This window comes from Amphibacillus cookii (assembly GCF_016908375.1).
Lineage (GTDB): Bacteria > Bacillota > Bacilli > Bacillales > Amphibacillaceae > Amphibacillus_C > Amphibacillus_C cookii.
Window position 1 is genome coordinate 53,481 of record NZ_JAFBDS010000004.1, and the last position, 20,679, is coordinate 74,159.

Consider the following 20,679-nt stretch of genomic DNA (forward strand, 5'->3'; position numbering starts at 1 on the left):
CCTTTTTGAGGTGGGGGTTTTACGGACCATCTGCGATTAAGATAAATTTTGTTACAGAAGGACTTCTGCTTCTTTATTTAGCGATAAAATCATTCGACACTTTTCAATGACTCCACCATTTGTATTTTCTTAATTCTTCTCTTTAAGAAGAGGTTAACAAGTAAAGTAAATACATAGACAATAAGGATCGTTATTGGAATTGACATTAAATTTATATTTTGTGGAAAAGCCATTTCCTCTGGAATAATGGCTTCACTTAACCATTTGTAAATAAAATGTCCACAGACCATACCTAATAACACTGATAAGGTCGTTAGAATTATATTTTCCGTCAGAATTTGTTTGTTTATTTCACCAGGAAGTACGCCCAATACTTTTTGAGTAGCAATTTCTCGCCTTCTTTCAAAAATGTTTATTGAACTTATATTGTATAGAACGACGATTACTAAGATAATCGAAGCAATGATCATGATTAATATAATGGAGTTAATCGATTCGGAACCTGATCGATAGTCTTCTTCTTGATCACGCTTAAGTGCTATTCTTGTTAAGTCTTCATATTCAGCTAATTCAGTTTTTAATTCAGATAAATGATTGGGTTGTTCAACTGAATAAAAAAGCCTAGTAACAGGAAGGGTTACATCATTTGCTGTTAAGTAATCATAAGTCAAATAAATACCTTGACTCGTATAACTCGTATAAACTTCTTTTACCTGTACATCTAGCTCTTCACTTGTATTGGTTGGGGTAAAAACACTCAAAGAAAGTGTATCCCCAACTTTAATGTTATGTTCAGTTGCTAATTTTTCCGAGATGACTATGCCATGATCATTCAAGTCGATCTCCTGATCAAGGTGAAATAAGTTAATATCGTGATTGTTATGATCAATGACATGATAGGTGGTTTCAATATCACGATCTATTGTAACTGAACCTGACGTATAGGGACTTGGAAATGAAGCATCCTCTAACTCGTAGTTGTCAATTTCCTCAATGGGCTTAGGTTCAACTAAAGAGGCACTAATATCATAATTTTTAACTTGATTAAATTCAGTATCAATAACATCATCAAATGCAAACTTCAATCCTAACGCCCCAATAGTTAGTCCCGTACAGGCCAAAATGCCAAAACTACTTAATAAAAACCTTCTCTTGTTCATTGTCATTTGACGGATAATTAACAGGTGTAAATATGATAATTTGTTTTTTACTATTGGCAGCCTCTCTATCAACGCCTTTTTCCCACTCTTAGGCGGTTTCGGCCTAAGTGCTTGAGCAGGATTTTCTTTAAAAATTAACCTACACGCTAAAATGGTAGCCAAGCCACTTAACACCAGAGCCATTAAAAAACCACCTAAAGCATACATAATAAAGCCCTGCCCTGTGATATCTGGTAAACTAAAGAGTACTGAAAGTGTAGAGATTAAAACATTAGGAAATATGGTCGTACCCACTGCTGTGCCTATTACAGTTCCAGCTAATGTGGTAATGGTTGGATAGAAAAGATAGTGAATTAAAATGAACACTTTTTTCGTTCCAAGTGCTTTAAAGATGGCTATTTGTGACCTTTCCGTTTCAATATGTCGTCCCATACTAATAAAGGATATGCCAGCTGCTATTAAGAAAAACAAAACAGGCAAGGCAAATCGCATATTTTTTATGGTGGTTACTTTACTATCCACCATATTATAACTCACATGTTGTTGTTGCTTAGTTGTTGATAGTAGCGAAGAAGGTTCTGATTTCTCCTCTATATCTTGCAAAAGTTGCTCTTCATTGATATCTTCTTCGGTAGTTATCATCACTTCATTAAATGCAATAGAATCAAAATAGTCTTCATTCACCCAAGCTATTCCAAAATTCTCATGATCCGGAACAGGTTGCGCACTGTCAGTAACCATATACATATACTCAGCTGCACTCAACAATCCACTTACAGTAAATGTTATGTCATTATTGTTAATCGTTAAGGTAAAATCATCTTCAATACTTATTTGATTAGCCTGAAATCCTGATCCAATGCAATCTCATCTGAACCTGTTGGTAATTGCCCTTCTGTGACTAAAGGTTGATTGATCTCAGTATCCTCTGTAGTAGAATGCAACAAGATTTCTTTTTCGTTATCAGTAGCTGCCATCAACTTTGTTCTTCCTTCTGCATTCTTAACACCTTCAACTAGCTCCAAGTCACGAATGGTTGATTGATCAATCGCATCATACATAAACCAGTAATCTGCTAAATTAGCATTTTGATAATAATCATCTATCGAATCATTAATGTCTCGATAGGCCACTGATAAACCAGTCAAAAAAGCTATTCCAATAGCAATAATAGATGTAATAGCAATAAATTGACCTTTGTTGCCTAAAGTGTCTCTGATAAATTTTTTGAATGAATGATTCATCTTACCACTCTACCTCATCAATATTTTTTTTGTCAGCATTTTTAATAATGTCTTCTATCCCACCGCTTTTCATCTTAATCACTTTATCAGCTAAATATGAGATAGCTTGATTATGCGTAATAACGATAATTGTTTTGTTATAGTCTTGATGAATATCCAATAGTAACTGAAGTACCGATTTTCCGGTTATATGATCAAGGGCACCAGTTGGCTCATCACATAATAACATATCAGGATTCTTAGCAACTGCCCTGGCAATAGAAACTCTTTGTTGTTCTCCACCAGATAATTGAGCAGGAAAATTGTGAATCCGCTCTTCTAACCCGACTTTCTTTAAAGTTGACTCAGCATTAAGTTTATCTTTAATAGATCCACTGGCAAATTCCACGTTCTCTAAGGCTGTCAAATTATTTATTAAGTTATAAAACTGAAAAACAAAGCCGACTTTCTCTTTTCTATAAATGGTAGATTCCTTATCTGAATAAGTGTTGATGTCTTCATCACTAATCATTACTTTTCCAGACGTCGCTTTGTCCATTCCGCCCAAAATATTCAATAAAGTACTTTTACCTGCACCACTTGCTCCTAAAACAACGACAAATTCACCTTTATCAATTGAGAATGAAACATTTTTTAACGCATCAATTTTGACTTCACCCATCTGGTAAACTTTTGATAAATTTTCTACTTCAACCATAAGGCTCACTTTTTCTTCTCTCCTTTGATTATTGAATGCGGATCGTTTTAGCAAAGCTAATCATTAATAATTTGATCAATCAACCCATTAATTAATAGTGATACACCCTCTTTGCTTTTCGGTTTATTATTAAATTCTATTGAAAATAAAATGGTTCTTAAGGCAGCCGATATCTCATCTAAAGATAAATCTGTTTCAATATCTAATTGCTCTAAAACCATTTCAATGTCCTTATTATCTTGGGATATAAGCTCATTTCTTAGTTCTGATGGTAGCTTTCTAATCGATTTTTCGTATTCAATCGAGGTAAGCTTAAGCAACCATGGATATGTTTCTATGTGGTGATAGATGATAAAGAACATGTCTTTTAACCGTTTTTTCTTAGACTGTCTATCATCAGCTAATACTTCACTGGCCTTCATCAATAATTTTTCTTGAACATGATGAACAACGTCGACAAAAAGTAATTCCTTTGATGGGTAAAAAGCATAAAATGAGCCTTTGGAAATACCAGCTCTATAAACAAGATCGTCAATGCTTATTTTTGAAATATTACTTTTTGCTAGCTGTTCTTCAAATGAAACAATTAGTTTCTTCTTAATTTCTCTTTTTTCGTCTTCACTGAAACCCCTTGACACGTTTATCACACCTTTTAATTTATAAATGACTAAATTAATTTTTTTAGTCATTTATATTATACAAAAAATGTTAGGGGTTATCAATTAATAACCCTTATCTTAATTAACACATCGGAGGACTGTAATGAAATATATATTCTACATTATTGAACCGTAGCTAGGAAGCTTTATGTTGGACTTTATTGAATATGAATAGAATACTTGAATGGCGTTTTGAGCCAATGTAAAAAAATATAAAAGTGTATCTCTTGTTTGAATGGCTTCACACTATCTGCAGCCCCCGTTTAGTCGCTATAAAAATATTTTAGATTAACGGATAGCTGTGAATTAAAATTTCCCATAAAAATTAAGTAAAAAAGGGTGTTCATCTTGATTTAAACATGCTAACAGTTCTTGCTTGAATTCATCATGTGTAATGAGCTGTAAAGCCTCCTCCACATCAAAAAAAGCAACTTCTAGACTTTCTGAACTTGTTTGAGGTTTACCACTAATTGATACGGCTAACCACCACATGTTACAAATGCCTTTCCTTACTTCTTGTGAAACGCCACAAAATTTTATCAGGTCAATGTCAATCCCAGTTTCCTCTTTCACCTCTCTTATAACGGTTTCCTTAAACGTTTCTTCTGGTTCCACATGACCTCCCGGGAGCTCCCATCCACGCTTTGGATCCAACTTTAGTAGTATTTTGTCATGTTGATTAACAACAACAGCTCCCGACGTGATCGTGTATGCACATGTCATTTTTTGCCCTACTTTCTTATATGAAGTAAACGTTTTCTTTTCGCTCTTGCCTTTCAAGAAAAAGAATAAATATCATTAAAATAATGGCGCAGTTCTGGATTTAAATGATGGGTTATAAAAATTACTGTCAAATTTGCATGTGATAAAATGTTTTGTTCAACCAAATAGGACGTCTTTGGATCTAAGCTACTGGTTCCTTCGTCAATAATGAGAATGTCCTTCGCATGAAGAAATCCCCTACCAAGCCCCACTCTTTGCACTTGTCCACCGGAAAGGTTATTTCCTAAGGTGCCTAATGTTTTATCAGATTCTATATATTGCTCCATCAGATCCATTTTTTCAATGATTTCCTTCACATTCGCATTAGAAAAATTGTCTTCTAAAGTTAAATTCTCCTTTAGCGTCATATCAAATACATAGTTCCTTTGTGGAACGTATACCATATTGCTACGATAATCTTCCAAATCAATCTGAGAAATTTCTATGTTATCGATCGTGATATTTCCCTCGTATCCAGATAAATTTCGAACCAAAATATTTAGAAAGGTAGATTTCCCTGTTCCACTTTTTCCAATAATGGCATACTTTCTCCTTTTCTTAAACGTCATATTTGGTATAGTAATGCGCTTTTCATTGACTTCGATCAATCAAGCTATTCATGATCATGGCTAAATAGACAGTTGAGAGAATAATCCCACCTGATTCTATGCTTGTTAAAAACAACGCCAACGTGTTTTCTTTCCAGTATTGCTTGAGGATTTTTTGAGCATGACATGTCATTCCCTACGCTATAGTGTAAGTAAATAATCAAGAAAAGGCCTGCGAGTGAATTAAAAAAAATAAAATTTTAATTTAGACACGTTTAATTTGACAATATTGTTTCTATCCATCACTAGAAACTAAGTAATGATAAATTTTCGTATCAACAGGTTTGGCTAAAATCATGTTCATATGCACAACCGGGAGTGCTTCTCCATTCTCGTTAAGCATGTTGGCCTGTGCAATAGAGTGCTGATCAGGAAGTGCTTGACCTAAATAATAAAAACTTTTTCCTTCATCATCACTCTTCTTTACAAACAGATGAATGGCTATCTTTTGCTCTTGTGCCTGAACGATCTTTTGGACTTCCGTAGATTGTAGCGTGCGCCTACTTCGAGTAAACCATTTCAAAACTTCTTGACTTAAAAATTGATCGTCATAGTTCACACTTGACTCCACTCCGGTATCCTTATCGTAAGTCACAAAAATTGGGCATGTCTGATGCTTGGTTTTGTAGCCGAAGATAGTTCCACTTTCATCATTGTCCCAATTCAGTAATCTACAAGCATCCTTCCTAGTATATTTCTCATAGCGTGTTAATGGGTTCTGGGTGTGATATCGATTGCTTCGAGCTAAACCAGCTGATAATACATCTGCTAATGTCTGTTTAAAGTAAGGATTGGCTATTATCCGATCGCGAATGGTTTCATTAAATGTATAAAACCCGTTCTCTAACAGCTTAATAATAGCTTGGACGCCATACTTTTTTCGATATGTCTGAGTGAAGAAGGATAAGTCCAAAATTCGCTCAACAGAATGCAACGTTTGATCATCATTTGAACACTGTTCAACTGCTAGCAGTTTTTTATAAGCATCTTTGCTCAAATTATCCTTCTCCAGCAGTTCTCTTAACAATAGCAATTCATGCTTTCTTTTTCCATTCAGTAACTCCATTGAAATCATCATGATAACCCCTTGCTCGTAAGTGTTTAACAGTGGACCTATTTCATTTAACTTTAATAAAAAAACATAATAGCTCCCATACTTATCAACAAGCACTGTTGGATCAATAGAATGATTAGAAATAAAATCGACTAAAAAAGGGATTCTTCCTAACCGATTTTTTAATTGGAAATAAGTTTCTTTTAAACGCTTTAATTCGGTAAGGTGACTTCTATTAATAGATTTGAAAATTTGCTTTCTAGCTTTACTTTCGAAATTAATCGTAGAAACACCTTTAATAAAGCTTGTTTCATGCGTATGACGACGAATATTATCTTTGTTTAGTGACTGGTCGCCTGAGAGTGCAAGTGGGATCATATAATTGTTTTTGTAATTACCAATAAAATCAATAATCGTGACAAATTCCTTTGATTCATGCTTGCGCAAACCACGACCTAGTTGCTGAATAAAGACAATACTTGATTGAGTTTGTCTCAACATCACGACTTGATTTACACTTGGGATATCAATCCCCTCATTGAAGATATCAACTGTCATAATGTAATCTAACTGTCCTTGTTCCAAAGCATTTACTGCTTGAAAACGTTGTTTCTGATTGTCCGCACCAGTAAGTACTGCCGTCCGAAATCCTTTAACATTAAAGGCTTCCGATAGCTTCTTAGCTTCTTTTGTACGACTGCAGAAAATGAGCCCTTTAACATATTCACCTGAAAAACCATAGTAATTGATTTTTTCAATGATATAATCAACCCGCTCGTTTGTAACTAAAGTAGTCAGGGTTGCACGATCATCTATCAATTGACCATTGTATTCAAGCTCCGTGACACCAAAGTAATGAAAGGGGCACAGCATGTCTTCATTGAGCGCTTCCTGAAGTCGAATTTCATAAGCCACCTGATAATCGAAAAGCTGATAGATATTAAAATCATCTGTTCGTTCTGGCGTTGCTGTCATACCTAACAAAAATTCCGGATTAAAATAATTTAGTACTTTTAGATATGACTCTGCCCCTGCTTTATGTACTTCATCTACTAAAATATAATTAAATGCTTTCGGGTCAAGACTCATTAACATTTCTTGCTTTGCTAACGTTTGAATCGATGTAAACAAGTATCTTGCATCCAGATCTTTATTTTTCCCAGCTAAAATACCAAAATCACGATCTATTCCACCTAGTACCCGCTGAAAATCTGCTTTCGCTTTGCGCAAAATTTGCTCTCTATGGACGACAAATAACATCCGCTTCGGTGCAAATCTGCGCACATCGAAAGCTGCCAAATATGTTTTACCCGTTCCAGTTGCTGAAATGACTAATCCTTTTTGACTTCCATGATTTCGAAGTGCTTCAATCTGTTCTAACGCTGCTTCTTGCATTTGATTTGGTTCAACAACTACTGACGCTTCAATCGAATTAACATGATAATTCGATGGCAGTTCCGCCACTTTCGTCGGCGCTTGATACTTTGAGGACTGATACGATTTCTCATATTCGTTAATCCAGTATTGTGTCAATGGAACTGACTGCCCCCATACCTCTTCATATTGATGTTTAAAATGATGAATAACATCGCCGTTCTCATGTGACGTCAAATGCACATTCCACTCATAGTTCTGTTTCAATGCAGCAGCAGTAAGATTAGAACTACCAACTATTAATGTAAAATAATGACCACGGTCAAAAATATAACCTTTTGAATGAAAACCATGAAGATCAGTTAGTCGAATTTCAACATTTGTAACTTTAAGCAGCTCTTTAAATGCTTTAGGTTGATTAAAGCTCAAATAAGTTGATGTTAGAATTCTTCCTGTTATTCCCTTTTCTTTTAAAGCTAGCAACCGCGTTTTGAGTGTGGCGAGCCCACTTTCTGTAATAAAAGCAACCGAGAAAAAAAATGATTGACAGTCATTTAATTCCTCAAGCAAGGAGGAAAGAACATTTTCATCAGTGCGTGTATTATTCACTAGTAGTTTTGGTTTATATGTATCCACCTTGCCATACTCCCGGTTAATAAATCCCTTATGTAGTGAATCTTCTAAATGCCTTAAGAAATTTTCCATACCCATCCCCCCTTGCAATTGCACCTTATGTGCTTTGTAGCTTCTTGACTGTCGGTCTATTCGCCGCTGCCCAATCTAACGTTGCCAGCTCATCTTTTTCAAGCCACTTAAATGCTTCGTGCTCGATTAAGACTGGCTCGCCTTTTTGTAATTGGCAGCGATAAGTGGAAAGATGGACGATCCCAAAATCATACTCATAAGCCGTATGCTCTACCTGATCATTTACGCTAACTTCACAGTTCAGTTCCTCAATAACCTCTCGTTTTAAAGCTTCCTGCGGTGTTTCATTCCGCTCAATCTTCCCACCTGGAAACTCCCATTTATAAGGTAAGAGCTTAGATGCACCACGCTGTGCACATAAGATCTTATTTTCTTTAATGATAACCGCTCCTACGACATGGATATCTTTTTTTGTCATCTCGCTCACTCCTGAATGTTTTCACTTACTTTATTATAGCAAAGATTGGGATATTTTTGATAGAGCTATTTATTCTGACGTTCTGAGCATTGCAGTTTAATATTGAGAATTTTTTTAATATTCGTTGATGAGTTATTCCCCCAACAACTGGGGTGTTTATCAACTTTCTTAGTAAAAATAATTTAGAAAAAGATAGTTTAACGTTAATTGACAGCTAATTAATTGAGTAGCAAAAAGGATCCAATAATAGAACACAAATTGATAGGGTGAATTTTTGGATATAGTCTCTGCTGGAGAAAGAAGTATTTTCTTGAATACAACAGTTAGCGCCTATTCATGTTCAGATAAAGTTCAGTGTAGGTTGCAGGCATAGCTCATGTTTCGTCAATACGAGCCTACAGTTCCCTACTCAATTATGCTATGATAGTCTTGATAATACTTGGTTAGGAGCTTTCAATCATGTCAGACATCATTTTTAAAGAACAGCCATTTACGAAAGAAGCGATGGATACGATTAAGGGCACATTTATTGATGATTATCCCGTTGTCTACATTATTTATAACAATGATCAAAAACCAATGGCTTATATTGGCCAAACCGTGCATGCGAAGCAACGGATTCAGCAGCACCTGAAGGATCAACAACGAAAAAAACTGAATGCTACGTTAATTATTGGCTATCAAAAATTCAACCAATCCGCTACCTATAATATTGAAACAAATCTGATTAACTATTTTATTGCTGACAGTAAGTATCAGCTGCAAAACATGAGTCAAACAACCAATAGCCAAGTACATAATTATTTCGATAAACACTATTACCATCGAGAAGTATTTAGAGAGATTTGGTCTGGACTCAAGAGCAGAAACATTGTAAAAGAGGAAATAGACGTTCTTGAAAACAAGGATGTTTTTAAACTATCACCCTACAAGTCACTCTCAGCCAGCCAACTAAAGGTAAAAGAGGATATTCTCGACTATTGCAATAAGCAGATTCATAAAGACGGGCAGCATGTCTTTTTAATAAAAGGTGAGGCAGGTACAGGAAAGAGTGTTGTACTTAGCTCGTTATTTAATACATTACAAGATTATTCGAAAGACACAAGTTCGCCATTATATAAAACAAATAACTATCTATTAGTTAATCATGGAGAAATGATTAAAACCTATCAGAGTATCGCGAGTAGCTTGCCTAATCTGAAGAAAAGTCATTTTCTAAAGCCAACATCATTTATTAACAAAGTGGATAAAGGGTCAATTAAAGCTGCCGATGTTGTCCTAGTTGATGAAGCACACCTGTTGTTGAGCAAGGAAGACACATATAACAATTTTAATTATCAAAATCATCTAGAAGAGATTATTAAACGCAGTAAAGTTACTGTCATTATTTTCGATCCGAAGCAGTTTCTTAAAATTAAAAGCTATTGGAATGAAGCGAGCATTAGGGAAATGACGAAGCAGCATAAAACAACCGTTTATCACTTAACCGACCAATTCAGAATTCAGGCGAGTGAGGCTGTCCCCACTTGGATTGATGCATTTGTGGAGAACCGGCTGGTACCTATTCCTAACAAGTTAGAGGGGTTTGAGCTAAAAGTGTTTGAAAGCAGCCAAGCTATTAAAGAAGCTATTTTTAAGCAAAATGAAGCACATGGCTTATCAAGACTTGTTTCTACCTTTGATTACTTGCACAAAAAAGACGGTAATACCTATCTTGTTGATGAAGGTGGTATTCAATTGCCTTGGAATACAACCAGCACCAAAACGACCTGGGCAGAGGAAGCGTCTACGGTTAGAGAGGTTGGTTCCATATACACGGTACAGGGTTTTGATTTGAATTATGTTGGTGTGATTATAGGTCCATCGATAAGCTATGACCCACACACAGATCAACTTGTCATTAACCCTAAAAAATATAAAGATACCGAAGCTTATCGAAAAAGACAGGACCTATCAGAGTCCGAGAATGAGCACTTGAAAATTGAGATTATCCTGAATTCGTTAAATGTTTTAATGAAGCGCGGTATTCATGGTCTATACATTTATGCAACGGATGATAAACTGAGAAAAAAATTACTAGCACTTCAAGAGGAGGGGAAACATGTCTGATATCAATGCACTAATCGAGGAAATTAATCGTTTTAGAGAGGCAAGGGATTGGCGCCAATTTCATAACCCTAAAGACCTTGCCCTATCCTTATCACTAGAAGCAGCAGAATTACTGGAGAACTTTCAATGGAAAACGAGCGAGGAGGCCGTGGCGAGTAATTTATCTGGAATGAAGGATGAGCTTGCAGATGTTCTTATTTATGCACTTATGCTTTGTTCAGATCTAGAACTCGACTTAGAAACCATTATTAAAGCAAAGCTGGAGAAGAATAATCAGAAATATCCGATTGATAAAGCGAAGGGGAGTAAAGAAAAATATAGTGATCTATCTTAATTCGGAAGGGATACAGCTATGAAATCGATTGTCTTTGATGTTGACGATACCCTATACGATCAATAATTTCAATACCGATAAAATGCTTTTTATCACAATATATACATGTCGGCTTTTTATCGACCTACACTTTTAATTTAATATAAATCGTACACCTATTAATGTTGATGAATTATTTTTTTCAGAAAGGTTGTTTATATGGGCGTTGTTATCGCAATAGCGATTTCTATTACTATTATTACTTATCTAGGTTTCAATTTTTTGTGTTTGAAATACCCAAAGTTCCTCATTCATTGGGGCGTTGACTCTTTGAATCCGTTTTCTTTAATCACTCTAAATATATTTTACGTTTATATTAATATAAAAATAACTGATGATTATAATTACATTATTCTCATTATATACTGTGTACCAATTATAGTTTTAGTAAGTATAGCACTTACATTTAGTAAGATCGTCGTGCTGTTATTTTTAAAACTAAGACCCGCTAAATAAGTTAGCGACATGCATGGTTCTTAAACTTAGTAGTCGGCGATCGACAAATACTTGACGGTAATAATGGCGCTATGCACATAGTACAATAAAAGAGTAAATTCAAAACTTGTTCAACGCAAGTTAGGGTAGTGAAATGATGGATTTTGTCACATTTGCACTCACTGAATTCTCTACCATATTGATTATTTAGAAAGAAGCGTGATTGGCGGCAATTTCATAACCCAAAGGATCTTGCTCTTTCCTTATCACTAGAAGCAGCAGAATTACTGGAGAACTTTCAATGGAGAACGAGCGAGGAGGCCGTAGCGAGTAATTTATCTGGAATGAAGGATGAGCTTGCAGATGTTCTTATTTATGCACTTATGCTTTGTTCAGATCTAGAACTCGACTTAGAAGCCATTATTAAAGCAAAACTGGAGAAAAATAATCAGAAGTATCCGATTGATAGAGCTAAAGGGAGAAAAGAAAAATATAGTGATCTATCTTGATTTGGAAAGGACACAGCCATGAAAACCATTATCTTTGATGTTGACGATACCTTGTACGATCAAGCACTATCATTTCACGAGACGTTTAAAAGTCTAATTAAGTCGTCTTGGAGCTATAACGAGATAGATACTATCTACCGAACGAGTCGAAAATACAGTGAAATCCTTTTTGATCAGAGTGAAGCTGGAGAAATTTCAGTTTTAGAGTGGCAGATAGGGCGCATTGCCAAAGCGTTAGCCGATTATGGCATTCAGATTAATGATGAACAAGCACTTGCCTTTCATGAAAGCTACAAGCAGGCTCAAGCTAATATTCGCTTGTTTCCTGAAGTAGAGGAGCTGCTTAATCATCTTGCCCAACTAGACGTACAACTCGCTATCCTAACAAATGGCGAAGAATCACATCAACTAATGAAAATAAAACAACTTGAATTAACCAATTGGATTCCAGAAGAAAATATCTTTGTCTCAGGAACATATGGCATTGCAAAGCCCAAATCAGGTATTTTTAAAATAGTTGAAAAAAAACTAAATTGTGATCCCAAACAAACCGTATACGTCGGTGACTCGTTTGAGAAGGACATTGTTGGTGCAAAGCAAGTTGGGTGGAAAGCCGTGTGGATCAATCATAGAAAGCATGAACAAGCGCCTAATAGCACTATTAGTCCTGATAAAGTTGTGTATAGTGCTGCTGAATTATTTAAGTTTTTTAGAGCTCGTATTAACTAGCATGTTTTATGGTTGTTATAGGACTATAATTATACCATTTTAAAAAGAGAAGGCTCAATTTACCCGATTAGTAACGTTCAAGGACAAAAGATAAAAACATCTCACTGGCCTTCCCATCGTTTTATAACGTATCAGGAACACCTCTATTAAAATAATCAATAAACTCAGAAACACGATTAAATGAGATATGTGGCTCTATCGAAAATATTGTAATATAGATAGCGCCTTATTTATCCCTTCAGGATTTGGTTTCGGTTCAATGACATCATCACCTGTTATAATAACATCAAAGATATTTTCCATTTGAAGTGCTTCTAAAGAAATATCCAAACTCCTTTTTGCTTTTCCAGTCACTATTCCTAATTTTAATCCTTTTTCTTTTAAAAATTTTATTAAATTAACAATGTCATTATTAGGCTCGACTAACGCATGATGATGTTCTGCATATTTTTCATAATACCATTCAATTGCCTGCTCTTTATTAGCATTTAATAGATTTTCTTTTATAATGCCTGTTTCAAACGGACCAAACATTGCCTTAATGGCTTCAGGAGAAAGGTCTTTATTATCAAATTTTTGAAAAACATTTTGAAAAGCATAAAAACAAATCGGTAAAGTATTCGCTAAGGTTCCATCAAAATCAAAAATAATTGCTTTCATAACAGACGCTCCCTTAAAATTTGTCTTCCTCTTTCTCCCAACATTATATTCAAAACTGGGGCATTCTCGATAAAACGGACCTTTAATAATTAAACATCTATCTAATATTTTTTTAACAAATACCTTAGTGGAATAATGGATATCAGTATAATAATTAAAGCCGCCGGTGCCGCTAAATAGTAAAAGGACTCATTCGCTTCTACATACACTCTCACGGCTAACGTATCAAACCCTGGCGGGCGCAACATAAGTGTTGCGGGTAGCTCTTTGATCGAACTCACAAAGACAAGCGCACCGCCTGCTAATACCCCTGGCAAAATCGAAGGTAGAATCACTTTAAACATAACTTTCCAAGGGGGATGCCCTAAGCTTCGGGCCGCTTCATCAATACGAGGTGATACAAGACTTAATGATGCTTCTCCCGCTTGCATCGCCTGTGGTAAAAAACGGATAACCAGGGCAATAGCAACCATATAAAACGTATTATACAAAGCGGGTAAGTGGTTATTAAAGACAAAGATCATCCCTAAAGCAACAATAACACCCGGTAAAGCATAGCCTGCATAACTCAACCGATCTATTGAACTTGAGATTACAGAAGGGTATCTTGACTTTAAATAAATAATTGGCATAGATAGTACCATACACAGTAAAGAAGCGAATAAAGATATACGTAAACTGTTCCAAGCAAACCCAAAAAACCGTGCATCCAGGGCACCTCTACCTATTCCAATAACGGACCAATAAACAAGCACAATGATTGGTAATACCACCGAAACAAAGAAAATAATACAAACATAAATAAGTGTTGGTATTTTCCATTTACCAAGTGATAAGACATTCGGTTCTTTAAAAGTATTAGACGTTTGGTAATACTTACTTTTCTTCCTTGTTTTCACTTCGATCCATAGAATAATAATCGTTAGCAACATAAGGACTAAACTTAAGATAGAGGCCGAAGCCGTGTCAAAACTGGCTCGTTGAAAATAAATAGCAGCCGTAAATGTAACATAGCGCATCATTGCAATGACACCAAAGTCAGATAAGACATATAAAGCGATGAGGATGGCTCCCGCACCAATTGCCGGCCGTAAAAAAGGTAAGTTCACCTTCCAAAAGATTTGTCTCGTATTCATCCCCTGTGAGCGGGCAATTTCTTCAAAGTTACGATTCATCTTGCGCAGCGAAGCACTTGCTATTAAGAATACATAAGGATATGTAAACATGGTTAGTACAAAGAACACACCCCAAAATGAATAGATATTTATCGGATATTCATCGAACATATTCACTAACCACGGGACCTCTCGCCAAGCGTTTTTCACCCAACCACTTGGACCAAAGACAATAATATATGTCATCGCCCCTACATAGGGCGGAATAACTAATGGGAGTGCTAATAGCCACTGCCATATTTTCCGACCAGGTATATCCGTACGCACAACAATCCAAGATAATGTGACGCCAATCAAAACAGCACATAAAGTAACCGCAGCGGTTAGCGAGAACGTATCCAATAAAAGCTGTGGGATCCGATCATCGAGCAGACGCCTCCACCGATCAATACCTGCGAATAGTGATTGCCAGATAACATAAATGATCGGTATAGACATTATGAGTCCAGTCAACAAACCAAATAAAAACAATACTTTACCTGGTGGATTTCCATGCCAACTGTCCATCCACTTTCTCCTTAAGAAACGGAGAACGGCTAGAGAAGTATCTTCTCCAGCCTTGACATTTTTATCATTATTTGATTGATGATGATTTTGATGATCTTCACTCATGTATGCTCTCTCCTAAGCCGAAAAACCAAAATCGAAATTATCTTAGTTCAAGGTCTAAACCTGACTGCTCGATAAGTTCTTTCGTATCTTCAAAATATTTCCCGAGATCTTTTAACGGCATTTGTTGAACTTTTAAATCTGCAAATTTAACAGCATGTTCATATGGAGGCTCTAAATCAGTATTGATAGGGATTTCTAAAGACTCTCCAACGAATTCCAACTGATTTTCAGGTAAAAGTAACCACTCAATAAACGCTTTGGCGTCTTCTTCATTTGGCGCACCATTTACAAGCCCTACACCTGCAGCGTTGGCAATAACGCCCATTTCTCCTTCTCCTTGATCAGGATAAATGAAACCAACGTTATTATTGGTCGGTTCTTCTAACTGTTGGTGATAGTAGTAGTTGTTTACTAAACCAAATGGATGCTCACCTGCACCAACTGCCTGACGAATATCGCCATGACCACTATAAATGCCTGCTGCATTATCTTTAATCGCCTCTATCCACTCAGCTGTCATTTCATCTCCCCACTCATTACGCAATGCAGAGACGTTACCAATCATACCTCCATTGCCACCGCGAGTAATAGCAAATTGTCCCTCAAATTCTTCATCCATTAATGCTTCCATTGTTTTTGGCATTTCCTCTTCCGTGATCATATCTTTATTATAAATGAAACCACGAGATCTTGCTGATATTGCAATCCAAGAATTGTCATCTGCACGATATGGTGCTTCGATGGTTTCAACACCTTCTCCATCAAAGCTTGCTAATAAGGCTTCCATACGCAAATATTCTAATGCACCAATGTCATTTGAAATAAAAATATCAGCTTGCACATTACCGGTTTCTTCTTTTAATTGAAGGGCATCCGCTTCATGTAAAGTTCTAACTGTTATACCTGTTTCTTCAGAAAATTTATCAAGTAACGGTTGTACAAATCTTTCGTTACGGCTTGAGTAAACGACAAGCTCGTCTTCATCTCCTTGACCACATGCAGCTACTAAGATTACTAACAACATTAACGATGCTATAAACATCAAAGATTTAATTGATTTCTTCATGATGATGTTTCCCCCTTGTAAAATAAATTTTATCTCCCGATAATGACATTCATTCTCACTAGCGGTGTTTAGTTTACCCTAAATGATAATCATTGTCAATAAGGTTTTGAATGCTTAATTTCTACCACAATAAATGCTTAGATTTAAGAAAATTACACTTCTCCATATTAATTTCCATTAAGAAAACCAGGCACTTATAAATGATTATTTAATTTTAATTAACTAAAGCCACTAATTCAGGCGTTATATTAAATGTAACAGTATTACCGATTTCAATCTCTTGTTCAACTGGTGCATAAATAACCATTGGTTGATTAGAATGGTCACTTGATTGTAATCGAACATGCAGTTCTTGATACTCACCACTGTATGTGGTGCGTTCGACTATACCAGAATAACGTCCATATTCCGCAAGGCGACAACCTTCAGGACGAATGGACACGAGAACATTTTCAAATTCTTTATTTGTTTGTTGAGGTACACAAACACGACCAAAAGGCGTCTCAACGTGTTTCAAGTCTGGACATAACCTTCCGGATACCAAATTGGTTTTACCAACAAATTGCGCAACAAAGCAATTAACCGGACAACGATAAATCTCTTTAGGTGATGCAATTTGTTGAATAATTCCTTCATTCATGACGACAACACGATCAGATACTGTAAACGCATCTTTCTGATCATGAGTCACAATAATTGCAGTTGCGTTAGCTTTTCTCAAGATTGTCGTAACATCCAAACGCATTTTTTCTCTTAGTCCAGCATCTAAATTGCTAAACGGCTCGTCCATTAAGATAACTTTGGGATTGGGTGCTAATGCACGTGCTAAAGCAACACGTTGTTGCTGACCTCCAGATAGTTCATTGGGCAAACGGTCGCCAAAGCCCGCTAAACCAACTAACTCAAGCACTTCATAAACACGTTTTTTCTTATCTCGAGCTTTCCATTTATTTAAGCCAAACATTATATTTTTTTCAATCGTTAAAAATGGAAATAAGGCATAATCTTGAAACACCATGCCTATCCCTCTTTTTTCAGATGGTAAAGAGCGATGATCGTCACAAACGATCTCGTCACCAATTCGAATACTGCCACTTGTAGGTTTCTCAAATCCTGCTAACATTCTGAGTGTTGTTGTTTTACCACAACCACTCGGTCCTAATAAAGTTATAATTTCACCCTCTGATATTTCAAGAGTTAATTGATCGACTGCAGGTGTAGCTGCTCGATTATAATACTTCGTTACGTTATCCAATTGAATATAACTCATAATTAAGCAACCCCCCTATGTTTTATCATCCTTCGAATGAGAATGAGATTCACTATCAAATTTTAGCATAGGCACAACTTAAGTGCAATAACGGACATTAGAAGGTTTTTAGTGATGTAACAAACTCATTTAAGTCCACATCGGCAATTATTCACTCTTCTAAACTAAACGATGGGAAGAAGAGCGTTCAGTATTTATTTTAAAAGATTTCCATATTTATATGGGAGGGGAAAATAGACAACCTGATTATACCATTATTCGACGTATACGAGACTTGGCTTCTGTTATCGAAAATAGTCCATTTCAAAAAATGTTATTTTTCTATCTCTAAACTTCTCCATCCCTTTAGAATTACAGAAAGACATTATGATCGTTGATAATGATAAATGTATTATATGGGTATTAAATTTATGGTGTAATAATGGAAATTATAATGGAAGGTATACATCTAATGTTTGAAATTTCAACGGAAAATTGGAATGGCTTAGTTAACAGTGTTACAGATTTAGCTGATAAAACCCAACGACAATTAGTGGATGTAAATAGTTACTTAAGTGAATTAAATCGTACATTAATGTACACGAATGTTATCTTAACTATTATTGCTTTGACATTTATAACCTCATTAATTATTAAAGTAACTAAGTATAAAAGAGATAAGTAGCAATGCATTTAACGCGTGTTTAAATAAATAGTTTTAAAAAATCATGTATTGAATTATCATTTCACTATTTTCTGCTTATCACGCATAAACGCAGCATAAATTGATTTTAACCCTGTGGTATCTAGGTCAATATTATTTTCATAGGCATATTTAATGGAGTGGCCTAATCCCAACGTCATACTGCCAGCAATACTAGCGCCCGCAATGGTGCCTGCACCTGGAATAAGTTTAGTTACTTGACGAAATACACCTCTGCCAATGTTACCGGTTAAAGTCGCAATCGTTAATTCTTTCGCGCGATCCTTTGTTATTGGCTTTTCATATAATGTGGCTAGCTTTACCAATAACCCGACTTGTATGCCAGTTAGTGGAATGATATCAGCACCAGGAAGAGGCGCAGCCCCGACAGCTGCTGCTGAGGTTGCAGCTGCATTTATCCATTTATTAGAAATCGCGGCTTTTTCTTTTAAATATTTTGCGAAGAGAACGTCTTTTTTTTTGCTTTTTAAAATATCTAAAATATGACTTGCTAGCATATCAATGTTCTCTCCGGTTTTAGAAGAGATGGGGGTTACCTTATATTTGTGTTTCGTATGGTCTTGGATATACTTAACGAGGTTAGAAATATCTTCTGCCGCATCTATTTTATTTAATACCATAATAATATTCTTATTTACTGCTTCAATTTTCTCTAAGGCTTTCTTCTCTCCTTCAGAAAAAACAGTTCCTGCTGCATTAAGAAAAAAGAGCACAATGTCTGCTTCTTTATAGAAATGCAATGTTTCTTGTGAATTTTCTTTATTAACGTCATCTAAGCCCGGCGTATCTGCAAAGATAATTTTATCCTTGTAGTTATACTTTTCAATGCCTGTTGTTTCTCCTGGTTGTGCACCGACACTGGCTAAATCGTCACCCATTAAGCGGTTAATTGTCGAAGACTTGCCAGCATTAACATCACCAATCATAGCGAAGATAATCTCTTTTTCGAGCTGTTCATTTATAGCATTTAGCTCTTTCTCATATATTTCCTCAAATTCACTATCACTAAAGCTCGCCATTGTTACCACACCCCTCTCCGTAAATACCACATAACTATAGTTTACAACTGTTCTTTTAATTTTCAAAGGTTTAAGTTTAAGCTCTAGCAAAATATCGATAACCACGATCTACTCTACTATCATCCCACTCACAACCAGACAGATCCCTACCCATATAGCCTCACTCGATCATTCAGCTGAATTTCAAGGAGAGGATTTTATTTGATTTTATTGTTAGCTTATTAAGTAATCCGAGTATACTTTTAAAGTAAAGTTATCGTCAAAGGGGTAGGTAAATCCGGTCATATTGGCAAGAAAATAGAGAGAGTAAGTAGATCGATGTGAAAGAAGACCACTAAAACAATACAAGTGGTCTTCTTGGCGCGGTTGGCTTATTACAAGATTACTTTCTTTATTCCATAGGGGATCTGCTTACTGTTACTTAATATACCCCTTTAATCGGCTTCCATTAGCTGAATACTCCCTGTGTGATATTTCACTGATACAGGATGATCCAAGTCGTCGCCTTCACCTATTGAAGCGCCCATGCCAGTGACTTTTCAATATAGGTATTCCAAAATGTCCAATCATGTTCACCAGGTGTTTCAACATAGGTAAAATCAATATCTTCACTATTTAGAAAATCACGCAATCTATGATTGACATCTAACAGAAAGTCTTCACTTCCACATGCCATATAAATGTGTGGGATCGTTTTATTTTCTTTCTTTAATTGAGCGAGTAACGCCTCAGGGTCTTTATCGCTACCTTTAAGTTTCGTAAGATCACCAAAGACTCTCGTAAAGTATTGGTAATCAGCGACACCATCAGCATAATCAGGGCTGGCATTTTGTATATTATATGTGATCAGGGCTGAGGAAAGCGCAATAATTTTCCCGAAATTTTCTGGATATTTCAAGCCATTTCGAATCGCACCATAACCCCCCATTGATAAACCACCAATAAAGGTATCTTCCTTTTGGTCAGAGATTGGAAACATACTTCTCGTGTATTCAACTAATTCCGCTCCGATATATTCGCCATATAAATTGTTCTTATCGGTATCGTCGACATAGAAGTGATTTTCACCCGAAGGCATAAATATAGCAATCTGGTACCTCTCCGACAGTTCTCTAACATTTGCAAAAGTTAGCCAATCTGTGAAGCTACCTGAATAACCATGTAAGAGATATAGAGACTTCATTGCATGATGATCGTTCACTTTCTGGCCAGCTTCTTTTCTCATATCTTTTGGAATAAGTGCATTAAAGGTCACTTCTCTTTGCATAGCATCGGAAAAATAACTTACTTGTAGTAAAGCCATGATTAAAACACTCCTTATTCATTTAAGTCATTAAC

18 protein-coding genes and 1 pseudogene are annotated in these 20,679 nt (G+C 35.9%); 5 read left to right on the plus strand and 14 right to left on the minus strand.

All coding sequences use genetic code 11. The annotated features are described in order from the left end of the window. Positions 1–89: 89 nt before the first annotated feature. From JOE23_RS07000 to JOE23_RS07035, 8 genes are all read right to left on the minus strand, one after another. Positions 90–1,925 (minus strand): ABC transporter permease, encoded by a 1,836-nt coding sequence (locus JOE23_RS07000; protein ID WP_204436994.1) that lies wholly within the window; start codon positions 1,923–1,925, stop codon positions 90–92. Between the two features lie 65 nt (positions 1,926–1,990). Further along, positions 1,991–2,404 carry a hypothetical protein gene (locus tag JOE23_RS07005; RefSeq protein ID WP_204436996.1) on the minus strand — a complete coding sequence of 138 codons (414 nt, stop codon included), beginning with the start codon at positions 2,402–2,404 and terminating at the stop codon, positions 1,991–1,993. Between the two features lies 1 nt (position 2,405). Continuing rightward, entirely contained in the window at positions 2,406–3,110 is a 705-nt protein-coding gene (locus JOE23_RS07010) for an ABC transporter ATP-binding protein (RefSeq protein ID WP_338021902.1), read from the minus strand. Positions 3,111–3,157: 47 nt separating this feature from the next. After that, positions 3,158–3,739: a TetR family transcriptional regulator gene (locus tag JOE23_RS07015; protein WP_204436997.1), complete on the minus strand. Its 582-nt coding sequence runs from the start codon at positions 3,737–3,739 to the stop codon at positions 3,158–3,160. Between the two features lie 327 nt (positions 3,740–4,066). Beyond that, positions 4,067–4,483 (minus strand): NUDIX hydrolase, encoded by a 417-nt coding sequence (locus tag JOE23_RS07020; protein WP_204436998.1) that lies wholly within the window; start codon positions 4,481–4,483, stop codon positions 4,067–4,069. A 53-nt stretch (positions 4,484–4,536) separates the two neighbouring features. Beyond that, positions 4,537–5,130, minus strand: coding sequence for an ABC transporter ATP-binding protein (locus JOE23_RS07025; RefSeq protein WP_204436999.1), 594 nt, complete (start codon positions 5,128–5,130; stop codon positions 4,537–4,539). A gap of 235 nt (positions 5,131–5,365) precedes the next feature. Beyond that, the gene (locus JOE23_RS07030) at positions 5,366–8,263 is read right to left on the minus strand and encodes a DEAD/DEAH box helicase (protein WP_204437000.1); all 2,898 of its coding nucleotides are present in this window, start codon (positions 8,261–8,263) and stop codon (positions 5,366–5,368) included. A gap of 25 nt (positions 8,264–8,288) precedes the next feature. Continuing rightward, a complete protein-coding gene (locus tag JOE23_RS07035; RefSeq protein ID WP_204437001.1) occupies positions 8,289–8,681 on the minus strand; it encodes a (deoxy)nucleoside triphosphate pyrophosphohydrolase in 393 nt (130 codons plus the stop codon). A 459-nt stretch (positions 8,682–9,140) separates the two neighbouring features. On the opposite strand from JOE23_RS07035, the gene JOE23_RS07040 reads away from it, so the two are divergent. The 4 genes and pseudogenes from JOE23_RS07040 (at position 9,141) to JOE23_RS07055 (ending at position 12,836) form a co-directional block, all read left to right on the plus strand. Further along, a complete protein-coding gene (locus tag JOE23_RS07040) occupies positions 9,141–10,790 on the plus strand; it encodes a DUF2075 domain-containing protein (protein ID WP_204437002.1) in 1,650 nt (549 codons plus the stop codon). Next, complete coding sequence (locus JOE23_RS07045) at positions 10,783–11,124, plus strand: nucleotide pyrophosphohydrolase (protein WP_204437003.1); 342 nt, start codon at positions 10,783–10,785, stop codon at positions 11,122–11,124. The genes JOE23_RS07040 and JOE23_RS07045 overlap by 8 nt, the downstream gene beginning before the upstream one ends. A gap of 680 nt (positions 11,125–11,804) precedes the next feature. After that, positions 11,805–12,107, plus strand: a pseudogene (locus JOE23_RS07050) (nucleotide pyrophosphohydrolase); the annotation flags it as partial. An 18-nt stretch (positions 12,108–12,125) separates the two neighbouring features. After that, positions 12,126–12,836, plus strand: a complete 711-nt coding sequence (locus JOE23_RS07055; RefSeq protein WP_204437004.1) for an HAD family hydrolase — start codon at positions 12,126–12,128, stop codon at positions 12,834–12,836. A gap of 195 nt (positions 12,837–13,031) precedes the next feature. On the opposite strand, the gene JOE23_RS07060 is transcribed toward JOE23_RS07055, so the two are convergent. The 4 genes from JOE23_RS07060 to JOE23_RS07075 all read right to left on the minus strand — a co-directional run bounded on the left by JOE23_RS07060 (position 13,032) and on the right by JOE23_RS07075 (position 17,619). Next, on the minus strand, positions 13,032–13,496 hold the full coding sequence (locus JOE23_RS07060; protein WP_204437005.1) for an HAD family hydrolase: 465 nt from the start codon (positions 13,494–13,496) through the stop codon (positions 13,032–13,034). 101 nt (positions 13,497–13,597) lie between these two features. Continuing rightward, entirely contained in the window at positions 13,598–15,283 is a 1,686-nt protein-coding gene (locus tag JOE23_RS07065) for an ABC transporter permease (RefSeq protein WP_204437007.1), read from the minus strand. Positions 15,284–15,320: 37 nt separating this feature from the next. Continuing rightward, positions 15,321–16,349: an extracellular solute-binding protein gene (locus JOE23_RS07070; RefSeq protein WP_204437009.1), complete on the minus strand. Its 1,029-nt coding sequence runs from the start codon at positions 16,347–16,349 to the stop codon at positions 15,321–15,323. A 214-nt stretch (positions 16,350–16,563) separates the two neighbouring features. Then, a complete protein-coding gene (locus tag JOE23_RS07075) occupies positions 16,564–17,619 on the minus strand; it encodes an ABC transporter ATP-binding protein (RefSeq protein ID WP_204437012.1) in 1,056 nt (351 codons plus the stop codon). A 433-nt stretch (positions 17,620–18,052) separates the two neighbouring features. On the opposite strand from JOE23_RS07075, the gene JOE23_RS07080 reads away from it, so the two are divergent. Further along, positions 18,053–18,283, plus strand: a complete 231-nt coding sequence (locus tag JOE23_RS07080) for a hypothetical protein (RefSeq protein ID WP_204437014.1) — start codon at positions 18,053–18,055, stop codon at positions 18,281–18,283. Positions 18,284–18,339: 56 nt separating this feature from the next. On the opposite strand, the gene JOE23_RS07085 is transcribed toward JOE23_RS07080, so the two are convergent. Next, on the minus strand, positions 18,340–19,341 hold the full coding sequence (locus JOE23_RS07085; protein ID WP_204437413.1) for a GTPase: 1,002 nt from the start codon (positions 19,339–19,341) through the stop codon (positions 18,340–18,342). Between the two features lie 511 nt (positions 19,342–19,852). Then, positions 19,853–20,644: an alpha/beta hydrolase gene (locus tag JOE23_RS07090; RefSeq protein ID WP_204437015.1), complete on the minus strand. Its 792-nt coding sequence runs from the start codon at positions 20,642–20,644 to the stop codon at positions 19,853–19,855. Positions 20,645–20,679 lie beyond the last annotated feature (35 nt).

What these genes read in the sequence shown, in the direction of transcription:
- JOE23_RS07055 (WP_204437004.1), top strand. Translation starts at nt 12,126, where the DNA reads ATGAAAACCATTATCTTTGATGTTGACGATACCTTGTACGATCAAGCA.
- JOE23_RS07090 (WP_204437015.1), bottom strand. Translation starts at nt 20,644, where the DNA reads ATGGCTTTACTACAAGTAAGTTATTTTTCCGATGCTATGCAAAGAGAA.
- JOE23_RS07005 (WP_204436996.1), bottom strand. Translation starts at nt 2,404, where the DNA reads ATGAATCATTCATTCAAAAAATTTATCAGAGACACTTTAGGCAACAAA.
- JOE23_RS07045 (WP_204437003.1), top strand. Translation starts at nt 10,783, where the DNA reads ATGTCTGATATCAATGCACTAATCGAGGAAATTAATCGTTTTAGAGAG.
- JOE23_RS07060 (WP_204437005.1), bottom strand. Translation starts at nt 13,496, where the DNA reads ATGAAAGCAATTATTTTTGATTTTGATGGAACCTTAGCGAATACTTTA.
- JOE23_RS07020 (WP_204436998.1), bottom strand. Translation starts at nt 4,483, where the DNA reads ATGACATGTGCATACACGATCACGTCGGGAGCTGTTGTTGTTAATCAA.
- JOE23_RS07065 (WP_204437007.1), bottom strand. Translation starts at nt 15,283, where the DNA reads ATGAGTGAAGATCATCAAAATCATCATCAATCAAATAATGATAAAAAT.
- JOE23_RS07075 (WP_204437012.1), bottom strand. Translation starts at nt 17,619, where the DNA reads ATGAGTTATATTCAATTGGATAACGTAACGAAGTATTATAATCGAGCA.
- JOE23_RS07080 (WP_204437014.1), top strand. Translation starts at nt 18,053, where the DNA reads ATGGAAGGTATACATCTAATGTTTGAAATTTCAACGGAAAATTGGAAT.
- JOE23_RS07030 (WP_204437000.1), bottom strand. Translation starts at nt 8,263, where the DNA reads ATGGAAAATTTCTTAAGGCATTTAGAAGATTCACTACATAAGGGATTT.
- JOE23_RS07040 (WP_204437002.1), top strand. Translation starts at nt 9,141, where the DNA reads ATGTCAGACATCATTTTTAAAGAACAGCCATTTACGAAAGAAGCGATG.
- JOE23_RS07035 (WP_204437001.1), bottom strand. Translation starts at nt 8,681, where the DNA reads ATGACAAAAAAAGATATCCATGTCGTAGGAGCGGTTATCATTAAAGAA.
- JOE23_RS07085 (WP_204437413.1), bottom strand. Translation starts at nt 19,341, where the DNA reads ATGGCGAGCTTTAGTGATAGTGAATTTGAGGAAATATATGAGAAAGAG.
- JOE23_RS07070 (WP_204437009.1), bottom strand. Translation starts at nt 16,349, where the DNA reads ATGAAGAAATCAATTAAATCTTTGATGTTTATAGCATCGTTAATGTTG.